The 20,177-nt window shown below is 69.0% G+C and carries 18 protein-coding genes and 3 pseudogenes; 12 read left to right on the forward strand and 9 right to left on the reverse strand.

Features of this window, described 5'->3' with window-relative positions:
* The first annotated feature begins 26 nt into the window (after positions 1 to 26).
* Entirely contained in the window at positions 27 to 1,355 is a 1,329-nt protein-coding gene (locus AB0L00_RS41950) for an erythromycin esterase family protein (RefSeq protein WP_364443303.1), read from the forward strand.
* Between the two features lie 297 nt (positions 1,356 to 1,652).
* Here the strand turns inward: AB0L00_RS41950 and AB0L00_RS41955 are convergent, their stop codons facing one another.
* Entirely contained in the window at positions 1,653 to 2,006 is a 354-nt protein-coding gene (locus AB0L00_RS41955) for a tyrosine-type recombinase/integrase (protein ID WP_364443333.1), read from the reverse strand.
* A gap of 68 nt (positions 2,007 to 2,074) precedes the next feature.
* On the opposite strand from AB0L00_RS41955, the gene AB0L00_RS41960 reads away from it, so the two are divergent.
* Positions 2,075 to 2,197, forward strand: coding sequence for a hypothetical protein (locus AB0L00_RS41960; protein ID WP_364443304.1), 123 nt, complete (start codon positions 2,075 to 2,077; stop codon positions 2,195 to 2,197).
* Between the two features lie 120 nt (positions 2,198 to 2,317).
* Here the strand turns inward: AB0L00_RS41960 and AB0L00_RS41965 are convergent, their stop codons facing one another.
* The gene (locus tag AB0L00_RS41965; RefSeq protein WP_364443306.1) at positions 2,318 to 3,313 is read right to left on the reverse strand and encodes a GNAT family N-acetyltransferase; all 996 of its coding nucleotides are present in this window, start codon (positions 3,311 to 3,313) and stop codon (positions 2,318 to 2,320) included.
* Between the two features lie 371 nt (positions 3,314 to 3,684).
* The gene (locus AB0L00_RS41970; RefSeq protein WP_364443335.1) at positions 3,685 to 5,112 is read right to left on the reverse strand and encodes an MFS transporter; all 1,428 of its coding nucleotides are present in this window, start codon (positions 5,110 to 5,112) and stop codon (positions 3,685 to 3,687) included.
* A gap of 76 nt (positions 5,113 to 5,188) precedes the next feature.
* Between AB0L00_RS41970 and AB0L00_RS41975 the strand changes: the two genes are divergently transcribed.
* The 4 genes and pseudogenes from AB0L00_RS41975 to AB0L00_RS41990 all read left to right on the forward strand — a co-directional run.
* Complete coding sequence (locus AB0L00_RS41975) at positions 5,189 to 5,869, forward strand: TetR/AcrR family transcriptional regulator (protein WP_364443307.1); 681 nt, start codon at positions 5,189 to 5,191, stop codon at positions 5,867 to 5,869.
* A 152-nt stretch (positions 5,870 to 6,021) separates the two neighbouring features.
* A pseudogene (locus AB0L00_RS41980) lies at positions 6,022 to 6,141 on the forward strand (transposase); the annotation flags it as partial.
* Between the two features lie 124 nt (positions 6,142 to 6,265).
* The gene (locus tag AB0L00_RS41985) at positions 6,266 to 7,630 is read left to right on the forward strand and encodes a hypothetical protein (RefSeq protein WP_364443309.1); all 1,365 of its coding nucleotides are present in this window, start codon (positions 6,266 to 6,268) and stop codon (positions 7,628 to 7,630) included.
* Between the two features lie 178 nt (positions 7,631 to 7,808).
* Positions 7,809 to 7,937, forward strand: a pseudogene (locus AB0L00_RS41990) (IS21 family transposase); the annotation flags it as partial.
* Positions 7,938 to 7,986: 49 nt separating this feature from the next.
* Here the strand turns inward: AB0L00_RS41990 and AB0L00_RS41995 are convergent.
* Positions 7,987 to 8,565 (reverse strand): annotated as a pseudogene (locus tag AB0L00_RS41995) (DUF6082 family protein); the annotation flags it as partial.
* Between the two features lie 101 nt (positions 8,566 to 8,666).
* Here AB0L00_RS41995 and AB0L00_RS42000 point away from each other — a divergent pair.
* The 3 genes from AB0L00_RS42000 to AB0L00_RS42010 all read left to right on the forward strand — a co-directional run bounded on the left by AB0L00_RS42000 (position 8,667) and on the right by AB0L00_RS42010 (position 11,720).
* The gene (locus tag AB0L00_RS42000) at positions 8,667 to 9,413 is read left to right on the forward strand and encodes a GNAT family N-acetyltransferase (RefSeq protein WP_364443311.1); all 747 of its coding nucleotides are present in this window, start codon (positions 8,667 to 8,669) and stop codon (positions 9,411 to 9,413) included.
* A 248-nt stretch (positions 9,414 to 9,661) separates the two neighbouring features.
* Positions 9,662 to 10,408, forward strand: coding sequence for an aminoglycoside phosphotransferase family protein (locus AB0L00_RS42005; protein WP_364443312.1), 747 nt, complete (start codon positions 9,662 to 9,664; stop codon positions 10,406 to 10,408).
* A gap of 367 nt (positions 10,409 to 10,775) precedes the next feature.
* Positions 10,776 to 11,720, forward strand: coding sequence for an NADP-dependent oxidoreductase (locus AB0L00_RS42010; RefSeq protein ID WP_364443314.1), 945 nt, complete (start codon positions 10,776 to 10,778; stop codon positions 11,718 to 11,720).
* A 129-nt stretch (positions 11,721 to 11,849) separates the two neighbouring features.
* Here AB0L00_RS42010 and AB0L00_RS42015 read toward each other — a convergent pair whose 3' ends face one another.
* Positions 11,850 to 12,416, reverse strand: a complete 567-nt coding sequence (locus AB0L00_RS42015; protein ID WP_364443316.1) for a helix-turn-helix domain-containing protein — start codon at positions 12,414 to 12,416, stop codon at positions 11,850 to 11,852.
* A gap of 48 nt (positions 12,417 to 12,464) precedes the next feature.
* Between AB0L00_RS42015 and AB0L00_RS42020 the strand changes: the two genes are divergently transcribed.
* Positions 12,465 to 13,403, forward strand: coding sequence for a DMT family transporter (locus AB0L00_RS42020; RefSeq protein WP_364443317.1), 939 nt, complete (start codon positions 12,465 to 12,467; stop codon positions 13,401 to 13,403).
* Here the strand turns inward: AB0L00_RS42020 and AB0L00_RS42025 are convergent.
* Positions 13,384 to 14,961 carry a hypothetical protein gene (locus tag AB0L00_RS42025; RefSeq protein ID WP_364443318.1) on the reverse strand — a complete coding sequence of 526 codons (1,578 nt, stop codon included), beginning with the start codon at positions 14,959 to 14,961 and terminating at the stop codon, positions 13,384 to 13,386. The genes AB0L00_RS42020 and AB0L00_RS42025 overlap by 20 nt on opposite strands.
* A gap of 141 nt (positions 14,962 to 15,102) precedes the next feature.
* A complete protein-coding gene (locus AB0L00_RS42030) occupies positions 15,103 to 16,569 on the reverse strand; it encodes an aminotransferase class V-fold PLP-dependent enzyme (RefSeq protein WP_364443319.1) in 1,467 nt (488 codons plus the stop codon).
* Positions 16,570 to 16,669: 100 nt separating this feature from the next.
* Here AB0L00_RS42030 and AB0L00_RS42035 point away from each other — a divergent pair, with 100 nt between their 5' ends.
* The gene (locus AB0L00_RS42035; protein WP_364443321.1) at positions 16,670 to 17,143 is read left to right on the forward strand and encodes an Lrp/AsnC family transcriptional regulator; all 474 of its coding nucleotides are present in this window, start codon (positions 16,670 to 16,672) and stop codon (positions 17,141 to 17,143) included.
* Positions 17,144 to 17,377: 234 nt separating this feature from the next.
* Here AB0L00_RS42035 and AB0L00_RS42040 read toward each other — a convergent pair whose 3' ends face one another.
* Positions 17,378 to 17,740 (reverse strand): hypothetical protein, encoded by a 363-nt coding sequence (locus AB0L00_RS42040; protein ID WP_364443323.1) that lies wholly within the window; start codon positions 17,738 to 17,740, stop codon positions 17,378 to 17,380.
* A 373-nt stretch (positions 17,741 to 18,113) separates the two neighbouring features.
* Positions 18,114 to 19,208, reverse strand: a complete 1,095-nt coding sequence (locus tag AB0L00_RS42045) for a YafY family protein (protein WP_364443325.1) — start codon at positions 19,206 to 19,208, stop codon at positions 18,114 to 18,116.
* Positions 19,209 to 19,270: 62 nt separating this feature from the next.
* Here AB0L00_RS42045 and AB0L00_RS42050 point away from each other — a divergent pair, with 62 nt between their 5' ends.
* Positions 19,271 to 20,005 carry an alpha/beta hydrolase gene (locus tag AB0L00_RS42050; RefSeq protein WP_364443326.1) on the forward strand — a complete coding sequence of 245 codons (735 nt, stop codon included), beginning with the start codon at positions 19,271 to 19,273 and terminating at the stop codon, positions 20,003 to 20,005.
* Positions 20,006 to 20,177: the final 172 nt, after the last annotated feature.

Here is a 20,177-nt window from a genome sequence, read left to right on the forward strand (position 1 = left end):
TGGGAACATTCGAGGGAGGCGTACGAATGACCGAGGGCACCTCCACGGCGACGGTCGGGCTGAGCGGCCAGGCGGTGATGCCGCTGCGCACGCTGGATCCGTCCGGGCCGCTGGACGATCTGGAGTGGCTGGATGAGGCGATCGGCGACGCGCGGGTGGTGGCGATCGGGGAGAGCGCGCACTACAACGGCGAGACTTACCGACTCCGCCACCGCCTGCTGCGCTACCTGGTCGAGCGGCACGGGTTCGGTGCGTACGCAATGGAGTCGGGATTCGCCGAAGGATGGCGGACCGACGCGTGGGTACGGGGTGGTGAGGACGATCTCAGCCAGGTCCTGGCGAACGGCATGACCTCGCTGATGGGACTGTGGACCCAGATGCGCGCCCACCTGGAGTGGATGCGGCACCACAACCGGACCGCCGCACGGCCGGTCGGCTTCTACGGCGCCGACCTGTCCGGCTCCAACGCATCCCTGCTGCCGAGCCTGGACGCCGTCATCGACTACCTGGCGCAGGCCGATCCCGAGTACCAGGTGGATCCGAGCATCCGGGAGACGGCCGCCGTCTTCGCCGCGTCATCGGCGTTCTCCATCCCCACGGCCATCGGCGCCTATGCACAGCTCGTGGCCCAGGCCAAGGACGCGCTGACCGCGGGCCTGGCCGAACTGACCGTGCGCATGACCGGACGCCGTCTCGAGTACACCCGGCGGACCACGGCCGGCGCGTACGAGCGGGCACTGCGCTCGCTGCACCTCACGATCACCATCGACGCGCTCGCCCGCGCGATGGCCCGCGGCGACCGGCCGACGGTGATGTTCGACCGCGGCGCCGCGATCGCGGACAACCTCGAGTGGATCCTGCGCCGCGAAGACCGAATCGTACTGGCCGCCCACAACGGCCACATCCAGCGCTGGCCCTTCCCCCTGCCCGGGGCACCGGAGGCGGCGACACCTGCGGGCATGCACCTGGCCGACCGGCTCGGCGAGGACTACCTCGTCATCGGTACGACCACGGGAACCGGCCAAACCCTCAACACCGAGGCCGACTTCTACACCGGCACGCTCTTCACGCAGATGGGGCCGCCGGAGCCCGGCACTCTCGACGCGCTCATGGCCGCCTGTCACGACGGGCCCTTCGCGACCGACCTTCGGCGGCTGTCACCGGCTGACGCCGACGCCGTCCGCGCCGCCGCCCGGCAACGTTTCGGCGCCTTCCACGTCGACCTGAACCCACTCGACGCCTACGATCTCATCGTCCACCTCCCCAACGTCACGGCGGCCGAACCCGACCGGGCCGCCCTCGCCTGCTCCCCCGACGACGTACAAGAGACGTTCTCGCGCTGGAACCCGCGGTGAAAACCAGGTCGACACCCGGAATCACGAACACCCTCTTCTGCCGCGATGATCGTAGAGCCGTCTCAAACGTGGTCTCATTCAGAGGTGCGTCAGCCGGGATCCGTACCCGTCCGCCGAGGTACGCCACATACCGTCTGAGCTGGCTGGGCGTACCTCAGTGGACGTTGCCGAACGGTTCTTACCGGAGCTCGTAATGAATAGGTCGTCGGTTCGATTCCGACAGGCGGCTCCCAGGTCAAAGGCCCCTTCCGATCATCGGAAGGGGCCTTTTGCTAACGCGTTTGCTAACAGCGCGTCCTACGCCGCCTTGATCGCCTTGGCGAACACGTCCGCCGCAGCCGTCTCGGCCGAGCGGACCACGTGCGCGTAGACCCGGAGCGTGATCGCCGGGTCGGCGTGCCCGAGGCGGGCCGCGACGACATGGACGGGGACGCCCGCCAGGAGGAGCGTCGTCGCGTGGATGTGCCGAAGGTCGTGCAGCCGCGCGTACGGCAGCGGTTCGGCCGGCGGTCTCCCTTCCTTGGGGTGGTTGTAGGCGTTGATCAGCTTGCGGGGGAGTGCGGTCACGGTGTCGGGATAGATCGGCTCACCGAGGCCGGTCGTGAACACGTGGCAGTCCTTCTCACCGCGCCACTCGTCACCGGCAAGCAGCTTGTCGGCCGCCTGCGCCTTCCGGTGCTCGCGGAGAGTTAGGTGACCTAAGAAAGGAGGCGGGCGAGATGCCGATCAAACTCGGCTTCCGCGAGATCGCCAGAGCGCTCCGTAACGAGATCCTCGCCGGCCGGTACCCGACCGCGTCGATCCTGCCAGCGGTGCCGGTCCTGGCCGAGGTCAGGGGTTGAGGTGGATGACCCGGCAGGCGGTGCTGTGGCGTGGGCGCCCTTGCCCCGTCCGGTCCCACAAATCCACCGGCAGGTGACCCATCACGGCGGCTGAGCGGCTACTGATGTAGGTGCTGTCGTTCATCTATGCAGCGGTTTTGGCTGCAGTTGTGCCTGTGTCTCAGTATCGGTGAATCCGACCGAGCGATACACCCGGATCGCGACGTAGGTCGGATCAGCCACCATGATCAGCATGCGGACAGCCATATGCGCTACAGCGTGCCGACCTGCAGTGTAGACGAGTGTTCCGGCTAGGCCCTGGTTCCGATGGTCTGGGTGCGTGTCGACGCTTTGGTAGCGGGCAATGCCGGAGCCATCGGTGAAAACGCCGAGTCCGGAAACCATCCGACCGTCCTTGAACGCCCCGAACCACGCGCCATGGCCGAGTTCTTGCAGCCGTCGCATTGCCGCTAGCTTTCGCCGAGCGAACACCCGGTAGCCTTCGACATCCGGTTCGGTGTTGACGGCCTCCTTGAGCGCCAAAGCCGCACGCCAATCAGCGTCACTGGCCAGAATGCGAAAGACAGCTTCGTGGTTGGGGCGAGGCGGCAGTTGCAGCGCCCCGGCGGTCATCACGGTGCTGCGTTCGACATCCAGTCCGGCTGCCGCCAGTTCCCGCATGTTCCCGGCATCGCCACGCACGCCGTCGACACCCAGGGCGACATGGTTGGCATCGGGGAATTCGCGATGGAAGGTATCCACCCATGACTGCACCGTCCCGGGCGTTGCTGGCCCAGGCAGCAGGACGAAGTTCCCCCAGTGATAGGTCGGGTTGGCCGGCGTTCGGACGACCAAGTAACCGTCGCGGCGATCGATGAGACTCCCTTGCAGCCTCAGCAACATCAGATCACTCTGGTACCCCAGGGACAGCACAGCCATGATCAAAACGTACGCGAACTGTGTTGACTCACGAACCTCTACCCCGGCTGGTGCGGGCAGTCCAGAGTTGAGCGCACTTGACGGCAATGGCGGAAACCGGGGGTCGCCCACCGGCACCTGTCCGCCGATCTCCACAAGTAGGAGCGATTGCTGTACAGCACGGAAGTACAGCAGTCGCCCGCGTTGGCTCTGGTTCATTGTCGGTCTCATTTGCCGTCGGCGAGCGCGAAGGCCTTGGCGAAGGTCAGGGCTCGTGCCGAGTCGGCGGCCGGGTGCGCATTACGTGACTGCGCGAGCATGTCGGCGCCGAGTCGACTCCCGTGCCCGTCCCTGGCACAAGGGTTTGAAGACTCGCATGCCCGCACCGGTGCCGCCGCATACGCCAGTCCCCGGTCGTACGGCCGGAGCGGACGCGCCGGGCGTCGAAATTCTTCCTCCGCGAGAGCTTCTGTCGCCCACGCGTACGCTGATCGAGCGAGCCGTCGGCAGCAGCGCCGGTGGGGAAGACGGTCCCATTCGTGTGACGGGTCGGTCGTCAGCGGCATCGCCTCATTGGACTCGGTCGGTCATCATTCCGCGGGCTCGCGCAGCCGTGGGGTCAGGAGCACGCCGAGCACCGCGAGGGTGGCCGTGAGAGCGAACGTTGCCAGCAGCGCGGACCGGGTCTCGCCGCGCGCGATCGCGGCACCGCCCAGTCCACTGATCAGTGCGGTTGCGAGCGTCTGGGCGAGCTGGAGGGCTCCGCTGACCTCGCCGATCCGTTTGCCGGCCCGTTCCATCGTGTCGGTGGTGGCGGCGTTGAACGCGACCCCCATGCCGACGCCGCCGACGGCCCAGCCCGCGATGGCGATCCCGGGTGGGATGCTCTCAGCGAGGACTCCGGCCGCCATGATGACTTCGCCCGCCAGCAGTAGTGCCCATCCGGTGGCCACGGCCCCCGTCCGCCCGCGTGCGCGTCCGGCCGGCGCGCCGGCTCCGTCCCGACGGGCCTGCAGTGCCGAGCCCAGGACCCAGGTCAGCGCGCCCGCAGAGAGGGCGAGCCCGGCCTCGGTCGCGGTCACGCCGCGCAGGTCGGTCAGGCCCAGCGGCAGGAACGCCTCGCTGCCGAAGTAGACCGCGCACAGCAGGAAGCGTGTGGCGACGCCCGCACCGACACCGCGCCGTGCGGTGAGGGTTCCGGCCGGTGTGACCCGGCGCAGTGCCGTGACCGCGACGGCCAGCCCGGCGATGGCGAGAACGGTGAGGAGCGCGGTGTCCTCCAGCGTGGGAGCCTGCACCAGGAGTCCGGTCCCGGCGGCGAGCAGCACGCTGGATACGACCGCCTCCCACGCGCCCCGCCCGCCAGGCGCGTGCCCACCGTCCGTCTCGTCCGCGGTGTCCTGAGCGGCGGTACGGCCGGTGCGGCGCGCGGACGGCACGGTCAGCACGGCAGCCACGGCGATCAGCGGCAGGAGCAGCATGAAGACGCCGCGCCAGCCCGCCCCCGCCGCGATCTCGGCCGCCAGGGTCGGTCCGATCAGGGACGGAACGGTCCACGCGGATGAGAGCAGGGCGAACATCCGGGCGCGCAGGGCCTGCGGGTAGGCCGACCCGATCAGCGCGTACGCCATCCCCATGACGACGCCGACGCCGAGCCCCTGCGTGAAGCGTCCGGCGAGGAAGACCGGCCAGCTCTGCGCCGCCCCACCCAGCGCGCAGCCCGCGGCGAAGGCCAGCAGGCCCCATGCCAGCGGGCGTGCCGGGCCGTGCCGGTCGGCGGCGCCTCCGGCGGCGACGGCGCCGACGATCTGGGCGAGCATCAGCGCGGACAGGCCCCAACCGTAGGCGTGCAGACCATGCAGCCGGTGCGCGATCTCCGGCAGCACCGTGGCCACGCCCAGGGACTCGAACGCCACCAGCCCGACGGCGAGGACGACACCGACCGTGAGTCCCCGGTACGGGGCGGAGAAGACTCCGCGCGAGACCGCGACCTGCCCGCATCCCTCCCCAACCTGCATAGACACGAACGACCTCCTAGGAAGAAATATTATGGTTCGGAACGTAACGTAATAACTCTGTCCCTATACTGGCCGCATGGTCAACTCCCCGGGCGAGAGAGCCTCGACCCGCCAACCCCGTTCCGTCGAGGGAGAGCCCGGTCGGGGCTCAGCGCGGAGCCGGGGAGCGGGGCGTCCGCGTGACACGCGCATTGACGACGCCGTACGGGACGCCGTGCTGGGCACGCTCAAGGAGTCGGGCTACTCCGGCCTCACCATGGAGAGGATCGCCGCCCGAGCGGGGACCACCAAGCCGGCCATCCACCGCCGCTGGCACACCCGCCAGCATCTGGTCGTGGACGCCCTCGCCACCACACTCGGAACAGAACCGACACCCGACACCGGATGCACGCACTGCGATCTGGTCGAGGGCATCGGGACGCTGACGAAGGCGTTCGCGGGCGACACCGTCCTGCGCCGCGCACTGCCGGGCCTGGTCGCCGACCTCCAGGACGATCCCGCCTTGGCCACCTCGTTTTTCGAGCGGCTGTTCCATCCCCGCCGCGCGACGACAGCGGCGGCGCTGCGGCGCGGCGTCGAGCGCGGTGAGATCCGCGCGGACGCGGACCTCGACCTGCTGCTGGACATGCTCGGCGCCACGACCTACTACCGGGCGTTGTTCGGCCACCTGCCGATCACGCCGGCCCTGGCCGAGCAAGTGGTCAACGTCGTCCTGGAGGGGGTCGCCACTCAGCGGTGGCGTGCGGCGCATCGCTGACCACGGGCCGCCCGGACGACGCTCCCAGGAGAAGTCCTCCGAGTCGCATGCGAACAGTCGAGTCCGCCCGACAGGGTTTTCGGAAGGCGGTTCGCCGAGGGTGTAGCACCGCGTCGGAGTCGCGGCCGCACGAATCATCCGCTCATGCCTATGACGAGGTCTACCCGGTCGCGCTCATCGAGGCCCTGGATGTGAAGATCCGGGACGGTCAGGTCACCAATCGGCCGATCTACGTCGCCGTGGGCATCAACTGTCACGGCGAACGCGACGTTGTCGTCGAGGCACCATAACGACTCGGTCGGAAAATCGAAGCCGGCAGATGATCAAAAAGCGATAGCATGCGGGCGATCTTCCTCTTTCCGCCCCGAAGCATTCTCTTACCCCTTGGAATCCCCCATGCTGCGACGCCTTGTCGGCGGAGTGGGCGTGTTCGGCCTGTTTATCGGGCTGACCGCAGTGCCCGCCAACGCGGACCCGATTCTCTCGCCGAAAATCACCTTTTCGGCTGATCCGGCGGTCCTGGACCCCGATCACCCGACCGCCGTGCTGTCCGGGCAGGTCACCTCGCCCACTGACGACACCCCCGTGGTGGGCCTGGGCGTCCACCTGTGGATTCAGCACAACGAGGCCACGATCGCGGATGTCACCACCGACGCGACCGGACACTTCACCGCGACGTTCAGCCCGACGGAGCAGGAGACCGATCCGAATTCTCCGGATCGGGTCGAGGTCGAGGCCTCGACTCCGTACACCAGCGAGCATGCCGCGGCCTCGACTTGGGTCTCCGTGGCATTGAACCGGCCGCAGCTCAGCATGACGCTGACCGCGGACCGTACCAAGGACGACCAGGGCACCCCGGTCGGGCTCACCGGCACGGTACAGCGGCAGACCGACGCCGGCTCGGCGCCGGCCGCCGGTGTCGCCGTCGACCTGTCCGGCTGCGGCGGGTCGCTGGGCAGCGTCACGACCGATGCCACGGGAGAGTTCGCCACCAAGGTGAACATGCTCTGCACGGGTGCCATCTGGGCCCGCGCGCACGGTGTGCTGTACCGGCTCGTCGACGCGTACACCCCAACGATCACGGTCCGGCAGAAGCCGAGGTTCTGGGACATCCAGGCGTCCCTGGACGCGGATGGCACTGTCGCGTTCCGGGGCGAGACCGACCTCGGCCGCGGCACCACGTCGGTGGCGAACCAGCCGGTCGCCATCCAGTACTCGACGGGCAACGGCTCGTGGCGGACCGTTGCCACGACCAGGTTCCAGTCGTCCGACGGCATCTTCGCCACCTCATTCTTCACCGGCCGCTCTGGTTACTACCGGGCGTCCTTCGCCGGGAACGCCGACTACACGCCCGCGGTCAGTTCGGCCGTCAAGCTGTGGCGCTGGAACACCCGGTTTGACAAGTTCAAGGTGTCGCCGCACAGCGTCCGTAAGAACCACCAGGTCACGGTGAGCGGAACGCTCAGCCGAGCGGTCTCGATGACGAAGCGAACCGGCTACGCGGGCCGGAAGGTGGAGGTCATCTTCCGGTTCAAGGGCAAGAAGACCTGGTACCACCTGGCCTGGGCCAAGACCGACAAGCGCGGGAAGTTCAGCAAGAAGGTCAAGGCCTACGGATCGGGCTACTACGCGGTGGTGTTCTACGGCGGATCGGGCACCTTCTCCACCGGTACCGACGGCAAGACGTACGTGCGCGCAACGGGGGCCGATGGAGCGATCACACTGTCCGGCCTGCTGCCGGGGAAGGTCGTCACGTCTTAACGGTGCAGGGTCTGGTGACGCGCTCCAACAGGCGGCTCGTCTGCGAAGAGGGCGTCTCCCCCGGGGAGACGCCCTCTTCGTCTTCCGGGCGATGTAGCCGGCCACGGCTTGGCCGGTCAGTACCCCGGTCGTGGTGATCGGCCGCGCGTCGACCGGAGCCCCCACGCCAGTGAGCGCGCCGGACATGCCGGCCACGGTCATCGCCGAGCGGATCGGCCGGGCGAACTCGCTGACGGCACTCAAGGACCGGGTGCGGGTGCTGCGGCCGTACTACAAGCCGGTGGATCCAGCGCCGCGGACGACGTATTAGCCGGGTGGGTGCCGCGTAGGGTTTGCAGGAGTTCGCTGGTCGGTTTGGGATCGCCGAGCTGGATGGCTTTGTGGTATTCCGCCTCGATGAGGTCGTAGAGTGCCCTCTCGCTTGGGGATGTGTAGGTCTTGGACCACACCTCGCGGCAGAAGCGCCAGTAGTTACGACCGGCGGCGCCTGCGAACACTCCGGGGAGGACGACACGTAGGTCCCATGTGGGGAGGCCGACTCGTTGGCTGGTTAACCAGGACAGGAAGAGTAGGTTCAGGTACTGGAACTGCCGCTTCTCTTCGAAAGTGGCCGCCTTCCCCATCTCGAAAGTGCCCCAGCAGGCCATGTACACAGGATCCTGCATCGCCAGTAGCCGCAGCTCTTGGTGCCGCGTCTTGTGCGCCTCGATCCTGCTCGCCTGCATCTCCCGCCGCTGAAGTCCGAGCTGCACCACGACCCCGGCCAAGGCCAGCACGGAGATCAGGACTGCAAGCGCCTGATAGATGCCGGCCAGGTCGACGTGACCGTGGTCGAGTCCAGCCCGCATGAGCGGTGACAGCAACATCAGGATGAGCCAGGCGAGACCTGCTATCACGGCCACCCGGTTGAGCAATCGCCGACGGTCGTCACCCATTGCCACTACACCTCCGGCAGCGCCGAGCCATTGTCATACTTGGATGGGAACGCGGCCCACCTGGTTTCGCCTTAACACTCAAGGCAAGTGAAAGGTGACCTATGGGATATGAGTCAGAAGCAAGCCGTCTGCTGATCGGCCAGATCACCGCTCCCGAGGACGCAGCGGCCTTCATGGAGGTCGGGCGGGAAGCGTTCGGGCTGGATGCGGCTGATGCCGTGTTCACGCCTCGGTTGCTCCTGGCGGCACGGCGCAATGGCGGGGTGGCAATCGGCGCCTGGGTGGACGGCGAGCCCGCGGCGTTCGTCTTTGGTTTCTGCGGCTACGCGGCCGATGTTGGCTTTTACCATTACTCGCAGGTGGCCGCCGTCCAGCGGCGCTTCCAGGGCCATGGCGTCGGGCGGCGGTTGAAGTACGCCCAGGCCGACCAGGCCCGCGCGCTCGGCCTGCGACTCATGCGGTGGTACTTCGATCCGATGCGATCCCGAAACGCGCACTTCAATCTCAACGTCTTGGGAGTGGTGGTGCGATCGATGGAACCAAATATATTCGGGCCAGAACTGCATGGACGTGACACCGGTTACCCTTCGCACCGGCTCGTCGCCGAGTGGGATCTCACCGCTGGTCAGAGGAAGCCGCCCGTTGAGGTGGCCACTGAGATGGCGACCGTGGCGGTTCCGCAAGACTGGGATGACTACCGAACCCGGCGAGGAGACAGCGCCGCTCGCGCACTGCTCGACCAAACCTGCACGGACCTGGAGAAGGCGTTCTCCGCTGGGCTGCAAGCAGTGGAACTACGCCGCCGCAACGCTGAATGGTCCGAATATGTGCTGGTGAGATACTCCTGACCTGACGATTGCTGTACAGCACAGAAGTACAGCAACACGGAGCACTCACCCGCGCGAAACCGCCGGTCATACCGTCGCGCCGTTCGCGCAGGCGAGTGCGCCGGACCGGGCGTTCCGCTGTGGTCCGAGAACGGTGTTCGACCCGTCAGCGGCCGGTGGCGTGCACAAGGCCGCCGGGCGACGGGGTGCGGTCAGCCGTGCGGCCGCACGCGATAAACCCGGTGACGTCGGTGGTCATCCCCGCGAGAATGGCCGACGTGGAAGAGATCGAGGTCGTCGTCGCCCATCAAGAGCGCGCGACCCTGCGCGTCGGTGACGTGTTCCTGAAGATCGACACTGATCGGACGCGCACCGATGTCGAGGTCGAGGCGATGGCCATGGCGCCGATCCCGACTCCGGAGGTCCTGTGGCGGAAGCCGCCTGTGCTCGCGATCGCCGCGGTTCCGGGGAGGGCGCTCGGTCGCCTCGGCGAGCCGTCGACCGCCTCGTCGGCGGCGTGGGCCGCGGCGGGTGCCGCCGTACGGATGCTGCACGACGCGCCGTTGCCGCCCTGGCCAGGTCGGAGCCTCGATGAGTTGGCATCGCGCCTTGACGGCGAATGCGAGTGGCTCGTCACGAACGGCGTCCTTCCCACCGACATGGTCACACGCAACCGCCAGGTCGCCGAGGCTGCGCTCCGGCCGTGGACACCGGTGTTCACGCACGGCGACCTGCAGGTCGCCCATGTGTTCGTCGACGGTGACAAGATCACCGGCGTGATCGACTGGTCCGAGGCGGGCCAGGGCGATGCCCTGTTCGATCTCGCCATCTTGACGCTCGGACACGAGGAGCGTCTTGGCGACGTCGTCGCCGGCTACGGCACCGACGTCGACCTCGACGTGATCCGCGCGTGGTGGTCGTTGCGAAGCCTGCTGGCGGTCCGCTGGCTGGTCGAGCACGGCTTCGACCCGTCCTCGCCAGGCTGCGAGGTCGACGTGCTGAGATCCCGAATGTGAGGCTGCACGAGCCGCACCAGGTCCTGCTCCCGCGTTTCGATTGCCCGGGTGCGCAGGCGTGCTGATGCCCAGCGCTCGTTGACGGCAGTGTCCTTCAAGGTCACCGAGCGCGCCGTTCCACGGAAGCCGTCGACCGTGGAAGCGGCGTTCCTGCGGTTGACCTGCGTCCGGCGCCGAAGCCGGTGGCGCCTCGCCACCGGCGAGCGTCCGTCGCCTCTCAGCGGCGCCATATCGATCACTCTGCCCTGAGGGCTGCGTCCCACCGCACGGACACCGGCACTTGCTTCGAATTCGAAGCGGGTCTATGGTTGGCATCAGTTGCTTCGAGTTCGAAGCAACATCCTCTTCATCGAAGGTGAGCTCCGCAATGAAGGCAGTGCGCTTCTACGAGTACGGCGACCCCGATGTCCTGCGCTACGAGGATGTGGAGCAGCCCGTCCCCGGTGCTGGACAGGTGCGGATCCGGGTCGCCGCGACCTCGTTCAACTCGGTCGACGGCAACATCCGCGGAGGTTTCATGCAAGGTCCCATCCCGGTGACGCTGCCGCACACTCCCGGTCTCGACGTCTCCGGCACGGTCGACGCGCTGGGCGAGGGCGTGCACGGCATCGAGGTCGGCGACGAGGTCGTCGGTTTCCTGCCGATGGCGAGGACCGGTGCGGCCGCGGAGTATGTCCTCGCGCCGGCCGAGGTTTTGACGGCGGCGCCCACGAGCATCCCGCTGCCCGATGTCGCCGCGCTGCCAGTAGTGGGCCTCACCGCCTGGCAGGCGCTTTTCGACCACGCCAAGCTCACGAGCGGGCAGCGCGTGCTGATCAACGGTGCGGGCGGAGCGGTCGGAGGCTACGCCGTGCAGCTGGCCAAGCGCGCCGGCGCGTACGTGATCGCCACGGCCGGCCCGCGCAGCGGCGAGCAGGTCAAGTCCTCGGGCGCTGATGAGGTCATCGACCACACCACCGTCGAGGTGACCGCAGCGGTGAGCGAGCCGGTCGACATCGTGCTCAACCTTGCTCCGATCGACCCGGAGCAGCTGGCAGCACTACCTACCCTGATCCGTCCCGGCGGAGTGCTGGTGAACACGACGGTGTGGATGCCCGCGCCCTCCGACGAGCAGCGCGGCGTACGTGGCATCGACTTGTTCGTCCGCAGCGACGCCGACCAGTTGTCGCGGCTGGTGGCGCTGATCGACTCCGGCGAGCTGCGCGTCGACGTCGCCCAGCGTGTGCCGCTGGCCGAGCTGTCGGCAGTCCACGCCCAGGCCGCCACGGGCGCGCTGCACGGCAAGGTCATCATCGTCGCACCCGCCGCCTGATCCCCCGACACTGAAAGGGAAGCGCCGACGTCGCCCGGCGCGCCATCGCCGACCGCATCCGAGTCCTCAAGTCGATCTGAACCTGCGGTTCACAAGCGTTCTCCGCGAAGCCCGCGGAGACGGGCCACCTCACTCCAGTAGAGCGGAGGCGGCGACGGCTGCGCTGGTGAAAGGGTCCGCAATGGCGCGCATGCCGGCGGTCACGACGGCTCCCTCATGGAGCAGCATGATGTGCTCGCCGACCTGTCGGGGATCGGCGACGCCGGCTGCGGTGGCCAGCTCGGTGAACAGAGCCAGCATCCAGCGCTTCTGTCCCACGATCACGGGGTACGCCGGGTGCGCGGGATCGCTGATCTCGGCGTGCGCGTTGATCATGCTGCACCCTTTCCGTCCTCGTTCCTGCGCCCATGCCGCTGAAGCATTGAAGACGGCGGTGACCTGGCCGCGCGGGGACGGGTCGGCCTGGGCCAGGTGGCCATCGAGGAAGCTGCGCCATTGGCTGTCGCGCTCCGTCAGGTACTCCACGACCAGGCGCTCCTTGGATCCGAACCGGTCGTACAGCGTCTTCTTGGTGACTCCGGAGCGTTTGGCGATGACATCGACTCCGACGGCATGGATGCCACGCTCGTAGAACAGTTCAGAGGCGGCCCGGAGTACGGCGTGCGCCTTGGGGGTCCAGTCGATGGCCTCGCTCATGATGCCCAGGATACCGCACCGGTATACCGATCTGTATAGTCGTGCCGTATGAGTAAACGGATCGGTATACCTGGTGCGCTGCGGGCATGGTCGACGAGTGTCCTCGCGGCCTCGTTCGTGCTCTGCTGGTCCTCGGGGTTCGTCGGCGCGAAACTCGGCGCCGCTGAGGCTCCGGTCACCACGATCCTGATGTGGCGGTTCGTACCGCTGGCGGTTCTCCTCCTCGCGGCCGTGCTGACACGACTCAGGCGAGGATCCGCACTGCCCTCGGGGGGTGACGTGGCACGCCACGTGCTCATCGGTCTGCTCTCGCAGTCCGGGTACTTGCTCACCGTCTACTGGGCCATCGGTCTCGGGGTGAGCACGGGCACCACCGCCCTCATCGACGGCGTGCAGCCACTCGTCGCGGCCGCGCTCGTAGGCCCGCTACTCGGCGTCGCAGTGGCGGGGCGTCAGTGGGCAGGGCTGGTGCTCGGACTCGTCGGCGCGATCCTCGTCAGCTGGACCGACGCCTCCCTGCCCGCGTCTCAGGCACCCCGGTGGGCCTATCTGATCCCCTTCATCGGCATGCTCAGCCTCATCGCGTCCACGATCCTCGAACGCCGTGCCAACGTACTCACCCCGCCGTTGCAGGCGTTGGCGATCCACTGCACCATCTCGGCCATCGTGTTCACCGTCCTCGCCGTCGCCACCCGGACCGCCACCCCGCCTTCCTCGCTCTCGTTCTGGATCGCCATGGCGTGGCTGATCCTGCTTGCGACCTTTGGCGGCTACGGCCTCTACTGGTTCTTGGTCCAGCGCATCGGTGTCACTCCGGTCAACAGCCTGATGTTCTTCATCGCACCCGTCACTTCCATCTGGGGTGCCGTGATGTTCGGGGAGCCCCTCACTCCTGTCACCGTGGTCGGGCTCACACTCGCACTCATCGCGGCACGGATCGCCGGCAGCACACCACGCCTTGGGCGTTCTAGCGGACGTTCAAGGTGAGCGTCTTCGATCTGGCGATGATGGTGTCCTCGTCCTGGAACAGGGTGTAGAAGATTTCCACGCCGCCTCGATACGCGGCGGCGTAGGCGTGCTGCATGTCGAAGGTGAACTCCATCGGTGTCTCCGGCTGCGCGATCGGATTCCACTGGACGGTGCTGGAACGGTCGACGACCCACTCCACCTGGACGACGGCGCCCGCCGCCATGGCGTGATGAGCCGGGATCCGCACGGTGACGCCGTCGATGAGCTCGGTGTCGAGGAGGCCGTCGACGGCCTCCGGGACGATGGGCGCGGGCAGCGTGCCGGCCTCGTCGGAGCCCTGGGCGGGCGCTGGGACGGCGTAGGGGTCCTGCAGGGGAAGTTTGCCTTCGGAGAGGGCGGAACAGACATTCCAGACCTCCCGGAGGAACGCCGGGTAGTCCTCGCCGTACGTGTGCACGGCGGCCGACACGGCCGCGATGGCCGCCTCGAGTGCGTTGGGCCGACCCGCATGGAACACCGCGGGCAGCGCCATGTGCGGTTGCGATATCCGCGGCGGCTTCAAAGGGCTTTTCGTCGAGGACACGACGGCGGTCTCGACTTCGAGCCCGCGCCGCCGGCCCGGAGGCGGCGGGGAGTGGGGCATCGGGGGTGGATTGGCCTCGCCGACCGTGCGGTCCGGGACGTTCGGGTCGGCCTTCAGGGACCGCCACATGCGGTCCCAGTCGTCGAAGGGGGAGGGGAGCGGACGTCCCTGCGCGAGCGCGGTGAGGGCCGGGGCGACCCAGTCGAGGTCGGCGGGACCGGCCGTCGTGGCGGCGCTCCGGGCGGCGAACGCGGCCACCCTGCGCTGGACGCCGGGTCCTGCGGCATCGAGCGCGTGCACGAGGTCGGCGTCGTACCGCACGAGGCCCAACGCGCTCGGGGCGGCGCGCAAGGCGTCGGTCGGCAACCGGCCGCCCCACTCGTACCGCTCGGCCTCGCGCCGCCGTTCGTGGTCGGCGCGCTTGCGTTCGGCGCGGGCCTGCCGCTCGGCCCCGGCGCGTTCGGCGGTCATGGGAGGCGGCGGAAGCTCACGGACGGATCGGTGCCAGTAGGCGGCTATCTCGGACGTCTGCCGTACGATCCGGTCCGGTTCGGGCCGGGCTGCCCAGAACTGAAGCAGATAGCGGTCCGCCTGCGGCTGGTCCACCCGCGTGTCCAGGGCGTGGCCCTCGTCCATTCCCTGCGCGCAGTAGCGCACCCGGTAGTCGATCTGCGCGAGGTTCAGCTCCCAAGCGCCTTCGCCGCCCCAGAGTTCGAGGAACGTGTGGGAGGTCTGTGGGCGAAAGGACACCTCCACGACGTCCGCCCATTCCGGGTCCAGCTCCGGCGCGTGCTCATGGATTTCGACGGTGAAGCCCACATCGCCGGTGTGCAGCCCGGTGACCAGCCACAGGAAGCCCGGCACGGCGGCCCCGCAGAGTCCTGACGTCTGCCCGGCGAAGGCATCGTCCAGATCCGGCATGTGCTTGGAGCCGCTCTGGACATAGAGCCGCCCGTAGTGGACACGCACCTCTCCATCGACCGGCCTGCGCATCGGAACCTCCCTATGAGCTGCCGCGGAATGCTAGAGGACGCGACCGACAGAGCACCTGTGGGGATACCGCGCGGCGGAAATGCATCGATCGCGTGAGGCGAGGCGATCAGGAGCCGTACGGCATCCGGACGCGAGGCCCGTTCAGTGGGCGGGAGTCCTCTCTTCGAGCAGGAGCGCCTGTCCCAGTTCGTCCGCCACCTCCAGGACGGTCTTCACGACGTCGGGGGTGGTGCGGAAGTTCACGAAGCACGCGCGCAGGCAGGTGCGGCCATCGACGATCGCCGGCGCGAGGAAGACGCGGCCGTCGGCCTGCATGGCCCGGGCGAGCCGCTCGTTGTGGGTGTCGAGGTCGCTGTCGCTCATCCCGGGCGGGACGTGCCGGAAGCAGACGGTCGACAGCATCGGCTCATGAAGCAGCTCGAAGGAGGCGTGTGCCCGTACCTCGTCGGCGAGCAGCGCCGCGTTGGCGAGCGTGCCCTCGATCCAGGTACGGAACTGGTCGGCGCCGTGGACCCGCATCGACAGCCACAGGCGCAGGGAGCGGAAGGGCCGGGAGTATTCGAAGGTGTGGTCGACCGGGTTGCCGGTGTCCTCCGCGTGGAGCATGTAGCGCTCTTCGTGGCCGAACGCCGCTCGTAGCGGGCCGCGGTGACGTACGAGGATGACGCTGCAGCTCTTCTGCATGCCGAGCCACTTGTGCGCGTCGATGGTGACGGAGTCGGCGCGGTCGAGTCCGGTGAACCAGTGCGCGGCCGTCCAGGTGGCGGCGGCCGGTAGGCCGTAGGCGCCGTCGACGTGCAGCCATACCCCTTGGCGTTCGCACACGTCGGCGATCGCGGCGAGGGGGTCGACCGCTCCGGTCAACGTGGTGCCGGCGGTCGCGACGACGGCCACGGGAGTGAGACCCGCCGCCCGGTCGCGTTCGAGGGCATCGTGGAGCGCGTCCACGCGCATTCGGTGCCGTTCGTCGGTCGGGATCCGGCGCAGTGCCCGGCGGCCCAGGCCCGCCGCCTCCACGGCGCGCGCGATGGAGTGGTGCGCCTCGTCCGAGCAGTAGACGGTGGCCCGGTGGCCGGCGACCCCCTCCTCACGGGAGCCCGGCAGCGCCTGCTCCCGCGCCGCGAGCAAGGCGGTCAGGTTGGAACTCTGGCCTCCGCTGGTGAAATGCCCCTCACCCAGCGGGAAGCCGACGAAGTCGGCCACCCAGCGTACGGCCTGCTGGTCGAGCAGGTCGGCGGTCCCGGCGGCGGTGGCCAGGTTCGCGTCATAGGCGGCGGACAGCGCCGAGGCCAGCACGCTCACCTCCAGGCCGCTGGAGCCGACATAGGCGAGGAACAGCGGCCGCGACGGCGACACGCTGGACTCCAGGATGTTCACGGCGTCATCGAGCGCGGCGCGCGTGTCGTCCGGCTGTCCCGGCAACGGGCCTCGCAGTCGCTCGACCAGGCCCGCGTCGACCTCCGGCTCACACGGTCGGGGGCGGTCGAACGACTCCCACGCCGCCGTCAGGTAGCGGCACAGGTCTTCGAGGACTCCTGCCCGGTCGGCGAGGGCCGAAGGTGAGGTACGAAGCAATTCCGGAAGGTGGTGGGCAGGCGAATCGGTCATGCCGGAACTGTGGGGAAGGTATGGGCATCAGCGCAACAGACCATCGTTTCATTGCGCAGGATGGCATCTGTATGGGACAGAGGGTGTCATACTGCGCAGTGTGGATGCTCTCGATGCCCGGATCCTTCTCGCCGTCGACGACGATCCCGACGCCACCAGCCTCGCCCTGGCCAAGCGGCTCGGCATCGCCCGCAACACTCTCCACGCCCGGCTGCAGCGGCTCCAGGCGGCCGGCGCCGTACGGGAGTTCTCGCGCCGCGTCGACCCCGCCGCCCTCGGGTACGGCCTCGTCGCGTTCGTCTCCGTCGCCCTGAGTCAGACCACCGGGCGCCGTGCGACCGCCGCCCTCGCGGACTTCCCCGAAGTCATCGAGATGCACTCCACGACGGGCGAGGCCGACCTGCTGCTGAAGGTCGTCGCTCGCGACACCGCCGACCTGCACCGCGTCTCCGGAGAACTCCTCGCTGTCCCCGACGTCGTGCGCACCAGCACCGTGATCTCCCTCCGCGAAGAGCTGCCGGTGCGCACCCGCGCGCTGATCGAACGAGCCGCCGACCAGCGGCACCCCTGGTGAGTGACGAGGCGCGACAGGCGGTGGTGGCGGCCGCGCTGCCGGCAGGGATGATGCCGTCCTCTGCGGAACACCCATGGGTGGTTTCACTGTCGGCCGGCCTTCGGGCCGAGTTCGCGGCTGAGGCGGTCATCGCAGGCCGGAGTCGGAAGGAACCCCCGGCCGTACGGCCGGGGGCTCGGGGGTTGGCTGGAAGACCGGTCCTGGAGGCGGGACACCGCCGGACCGTCCTCTATTTCAGCGGCCGGACTCGATGATCTGGTCGGCCGCCGCGCGGAACGCCTCCATGTGCGTGCCGGCGGTCTTGAGCAGCGTCACGATGGCCTGCAGCCGGCGCTCGTCGAGCTGCCGGAAGTCGTCCGGGGTCGCCTTGGCGAGCTTCGCGATCTCCGCGGCCTGGGCCTGGAACATCTGAGCCGTGGCCGCCGCCCAGTCGGGCAGCGCGCTCGTCAGCGTCTGATGAGCCAGCTCCTCGGCCTTCTCGGCCTCGTCGAGATTGTTATCAGCCTCGAAGGCGGAGGCCAGCTCGACCAGGGTCCTGAAGCGCTCGAGCTTTCGCTCGAGAGCCTGCGGCAGACCGGACGGCTTCTGGTGGTTCATGGATCTCCTTTTGGACCAACACACCCGAGTTTGTTCGGGATCACCGGGGACCGTCCGGCTACGACTACGGAATGCAACCGATCTCCCTTTCGCGCCGCTGATCCGCCGTGTCTCCTGGCTTGAGCGGAACAAAGGAAGGTTCGACGGGGCCGTCCTCCGATGCTGCGGAAGTCCCCGCCGCGGTGGCGGGTGAGGTCGGCCGTGCGAGTGGCCAAGGCCAGGGAAGCAGGGGCTGTCTTCTGCGGGTCTGCGGCGACAGCCGTAGGTCAACGCGACGGAAGGACCCGAAAAATGTCTGGAACCGCTGGCAGCGGACCGGCCAACCCTCCGTCCGGACGACCCGGCACGAGATGCCCTTCCCATGTCCTTCGGTTCAATGCTTTGCAGGCGTGACCGGCCCTGTCGTCTCTACGCCGGCATCCGGGGCGGTGTCGGCGCAGGTGGTGAGCCGGTGGGCCAGGGCGCGTACGTTGTCGCGTAGGGCGTCCGGGGACTCGATCACGAACGTGAGGTCCAGCCAGGCCAGTACGCCGGCGACCCAGTCCAGCCGCTCCGCCCGCAGCCGGACCCGTACCCAATCGCCGCCCTCCTCGGCTCCGGAGATCGCCGGCGGCTCGGCGGGGACCGGCAGGTCACGGGGCGTGGCGGGATCCTCTGCGGGGTCGGCGGGGAGTTCCTGCACGGTGGCGATGCCGGCCGGGAGCCGGGAGCGGACCTGTTCGGCGGTGCCCTGGACCCGCAGTGACACCTCGTGCAGGTAGGGGACCTCGGTGAGCCCGGACAGCACCCGGGCGGTCGGGTCGAACCCCTCGGGGACCTCGAACGAACCCTGCAACGCCGTCGCGCTCTCGATCCGGTCCAGCCGGAACGTACGGACCTCGCCGCTGGCCGAGTCCGCTCCGGTGACGTACCAGCGCCCGGAGTGCAGGACGATCCCGTACGGGTGCACGGTGCGCTCGCTGCGCCGTCCGCCCCACGCCTGGTAGCCGATGGCGACCGGCCACCGGTGCCGCGCGGCCTCCGCCAGTACCAGCAGCACGCCCGCCTCGGGGGACGCCACGGGCCGGGCCGGAGCGGTGAACTCGGCGGTCGCCAGCAGCGCCTCGAGCCGCCGGCCGAGCGCCGCGGGCAGCACCCGGCGTACCTTGGCGGCGGCGTTCTCCATCGCCGCGGCGGAGGTGGTCACCAGCCCGGCCCGCCGACCGGCGAACAGGCCCAGCAGCACGGCCAGCGCCTCCTCGTCGGTGAGCATCAGCGGGGGCATCCGGTATCCGGGGGCGAGGTGGTAACCGCCGTACCGGCCGCGTACCGACCGGACCGGGATGTCCAGGTCGATCAGGTGGTCGACGTAGCGCCGTACGGTGCGCTCGTCGACGCCGAGCCGGTCGGCGAGGTCGGCGACGGTACGGGTGCCGCCGGCCTGGAGGATCTCCAGCAGGGCGAGCACTCGGGCGGTGGGTCGGGTCACGTCTGAAGTGTCTCGCGAATACCGGGCGGATACTGTCCTGTATCCGGCCTAGCGTGCCGGTCATGACGACTTACGTACTTGTCCCGGGGTTCTGGCTCGGCGCCTGGGCCTGGCGCACGGTGGCGGCCGACCTGCGCGGCCGCGGGCACGACGTCCACCCGCTCAGCCTGACCGGGATGGGGGAGCGGGCGCATCTGGCCCGGCCCGACACCGACCTGGAGACGCACGTCACCGACGTGCTCAACCTGATCCGCTACGAGGACCTGCACGACGTCGTGCTGGTCGGGCACAGCTACGCCGGGGCGGTGGTGATCCCGAGCGTGGCGGACCGGATGCCGGATCGGATCTCTCGGCTGGTGTTCATCGACAGCGGGCCGCTGCCGGACGGGATGTCGCAGGCGGAGTTCGCCTCGCCCGAGGAACAGGACCGCAACGCCGAGCTGGTGCGTACGGCGGGGGATGGCTGGCGCCTGCCGCCCCCGCCGTGGGCGCAGATGGCCGCCGGGGCGGCCGAACTGCCCGGCGGCACGCTCGAACGGCTCGAGGAGCTGTCGGTGCCGCAGCCGTGGGCCACCGTCACCGCTCCGGCCCGGCTGACCGGGGCCTGGGAGAAGCTCCCACGGCTGCACGTGCTGTGCGGCTTCTCGGTGGAGCAGGTCCGGGCGAACATCGGCATCGTCCCCGCCTTCCGCCACATGGCGGTCGACGACGGGGCCTACAGGGAGCTGCCCGGCTGGCACTGGCCGATGTTCGACCGGCCCGCCGAGCTGGCGGCGATCCTGCACGAGGCGGCCTGACCGCAGCCCTGACGGCGATGAGAACCGCCGTCTCGTCGTGCCGCTTCGCCTCATCGCCGGTCCCGCGCGCCACCTGCGCGTCCGCTCGGCCGCAGCCGGTCCGCCGGCCGCCCCGCGGGGGCGCGGCCCCCCCCGTGCCCGGGCGCCGGGGCGGCCCCGCGCGCGGGCGGGC

The organism is Actinoallomurus sp. NPDC052308 (assembly GCF_040679195.1).
In the GTDB taxonomy this organism is placed as follows: Bacteria; Actinomycetota; Actinomycetes; order Streptosporangiales; family Streptosporangiaceae; genus Actinoallomurus; species Actinoallomurus liliacearum.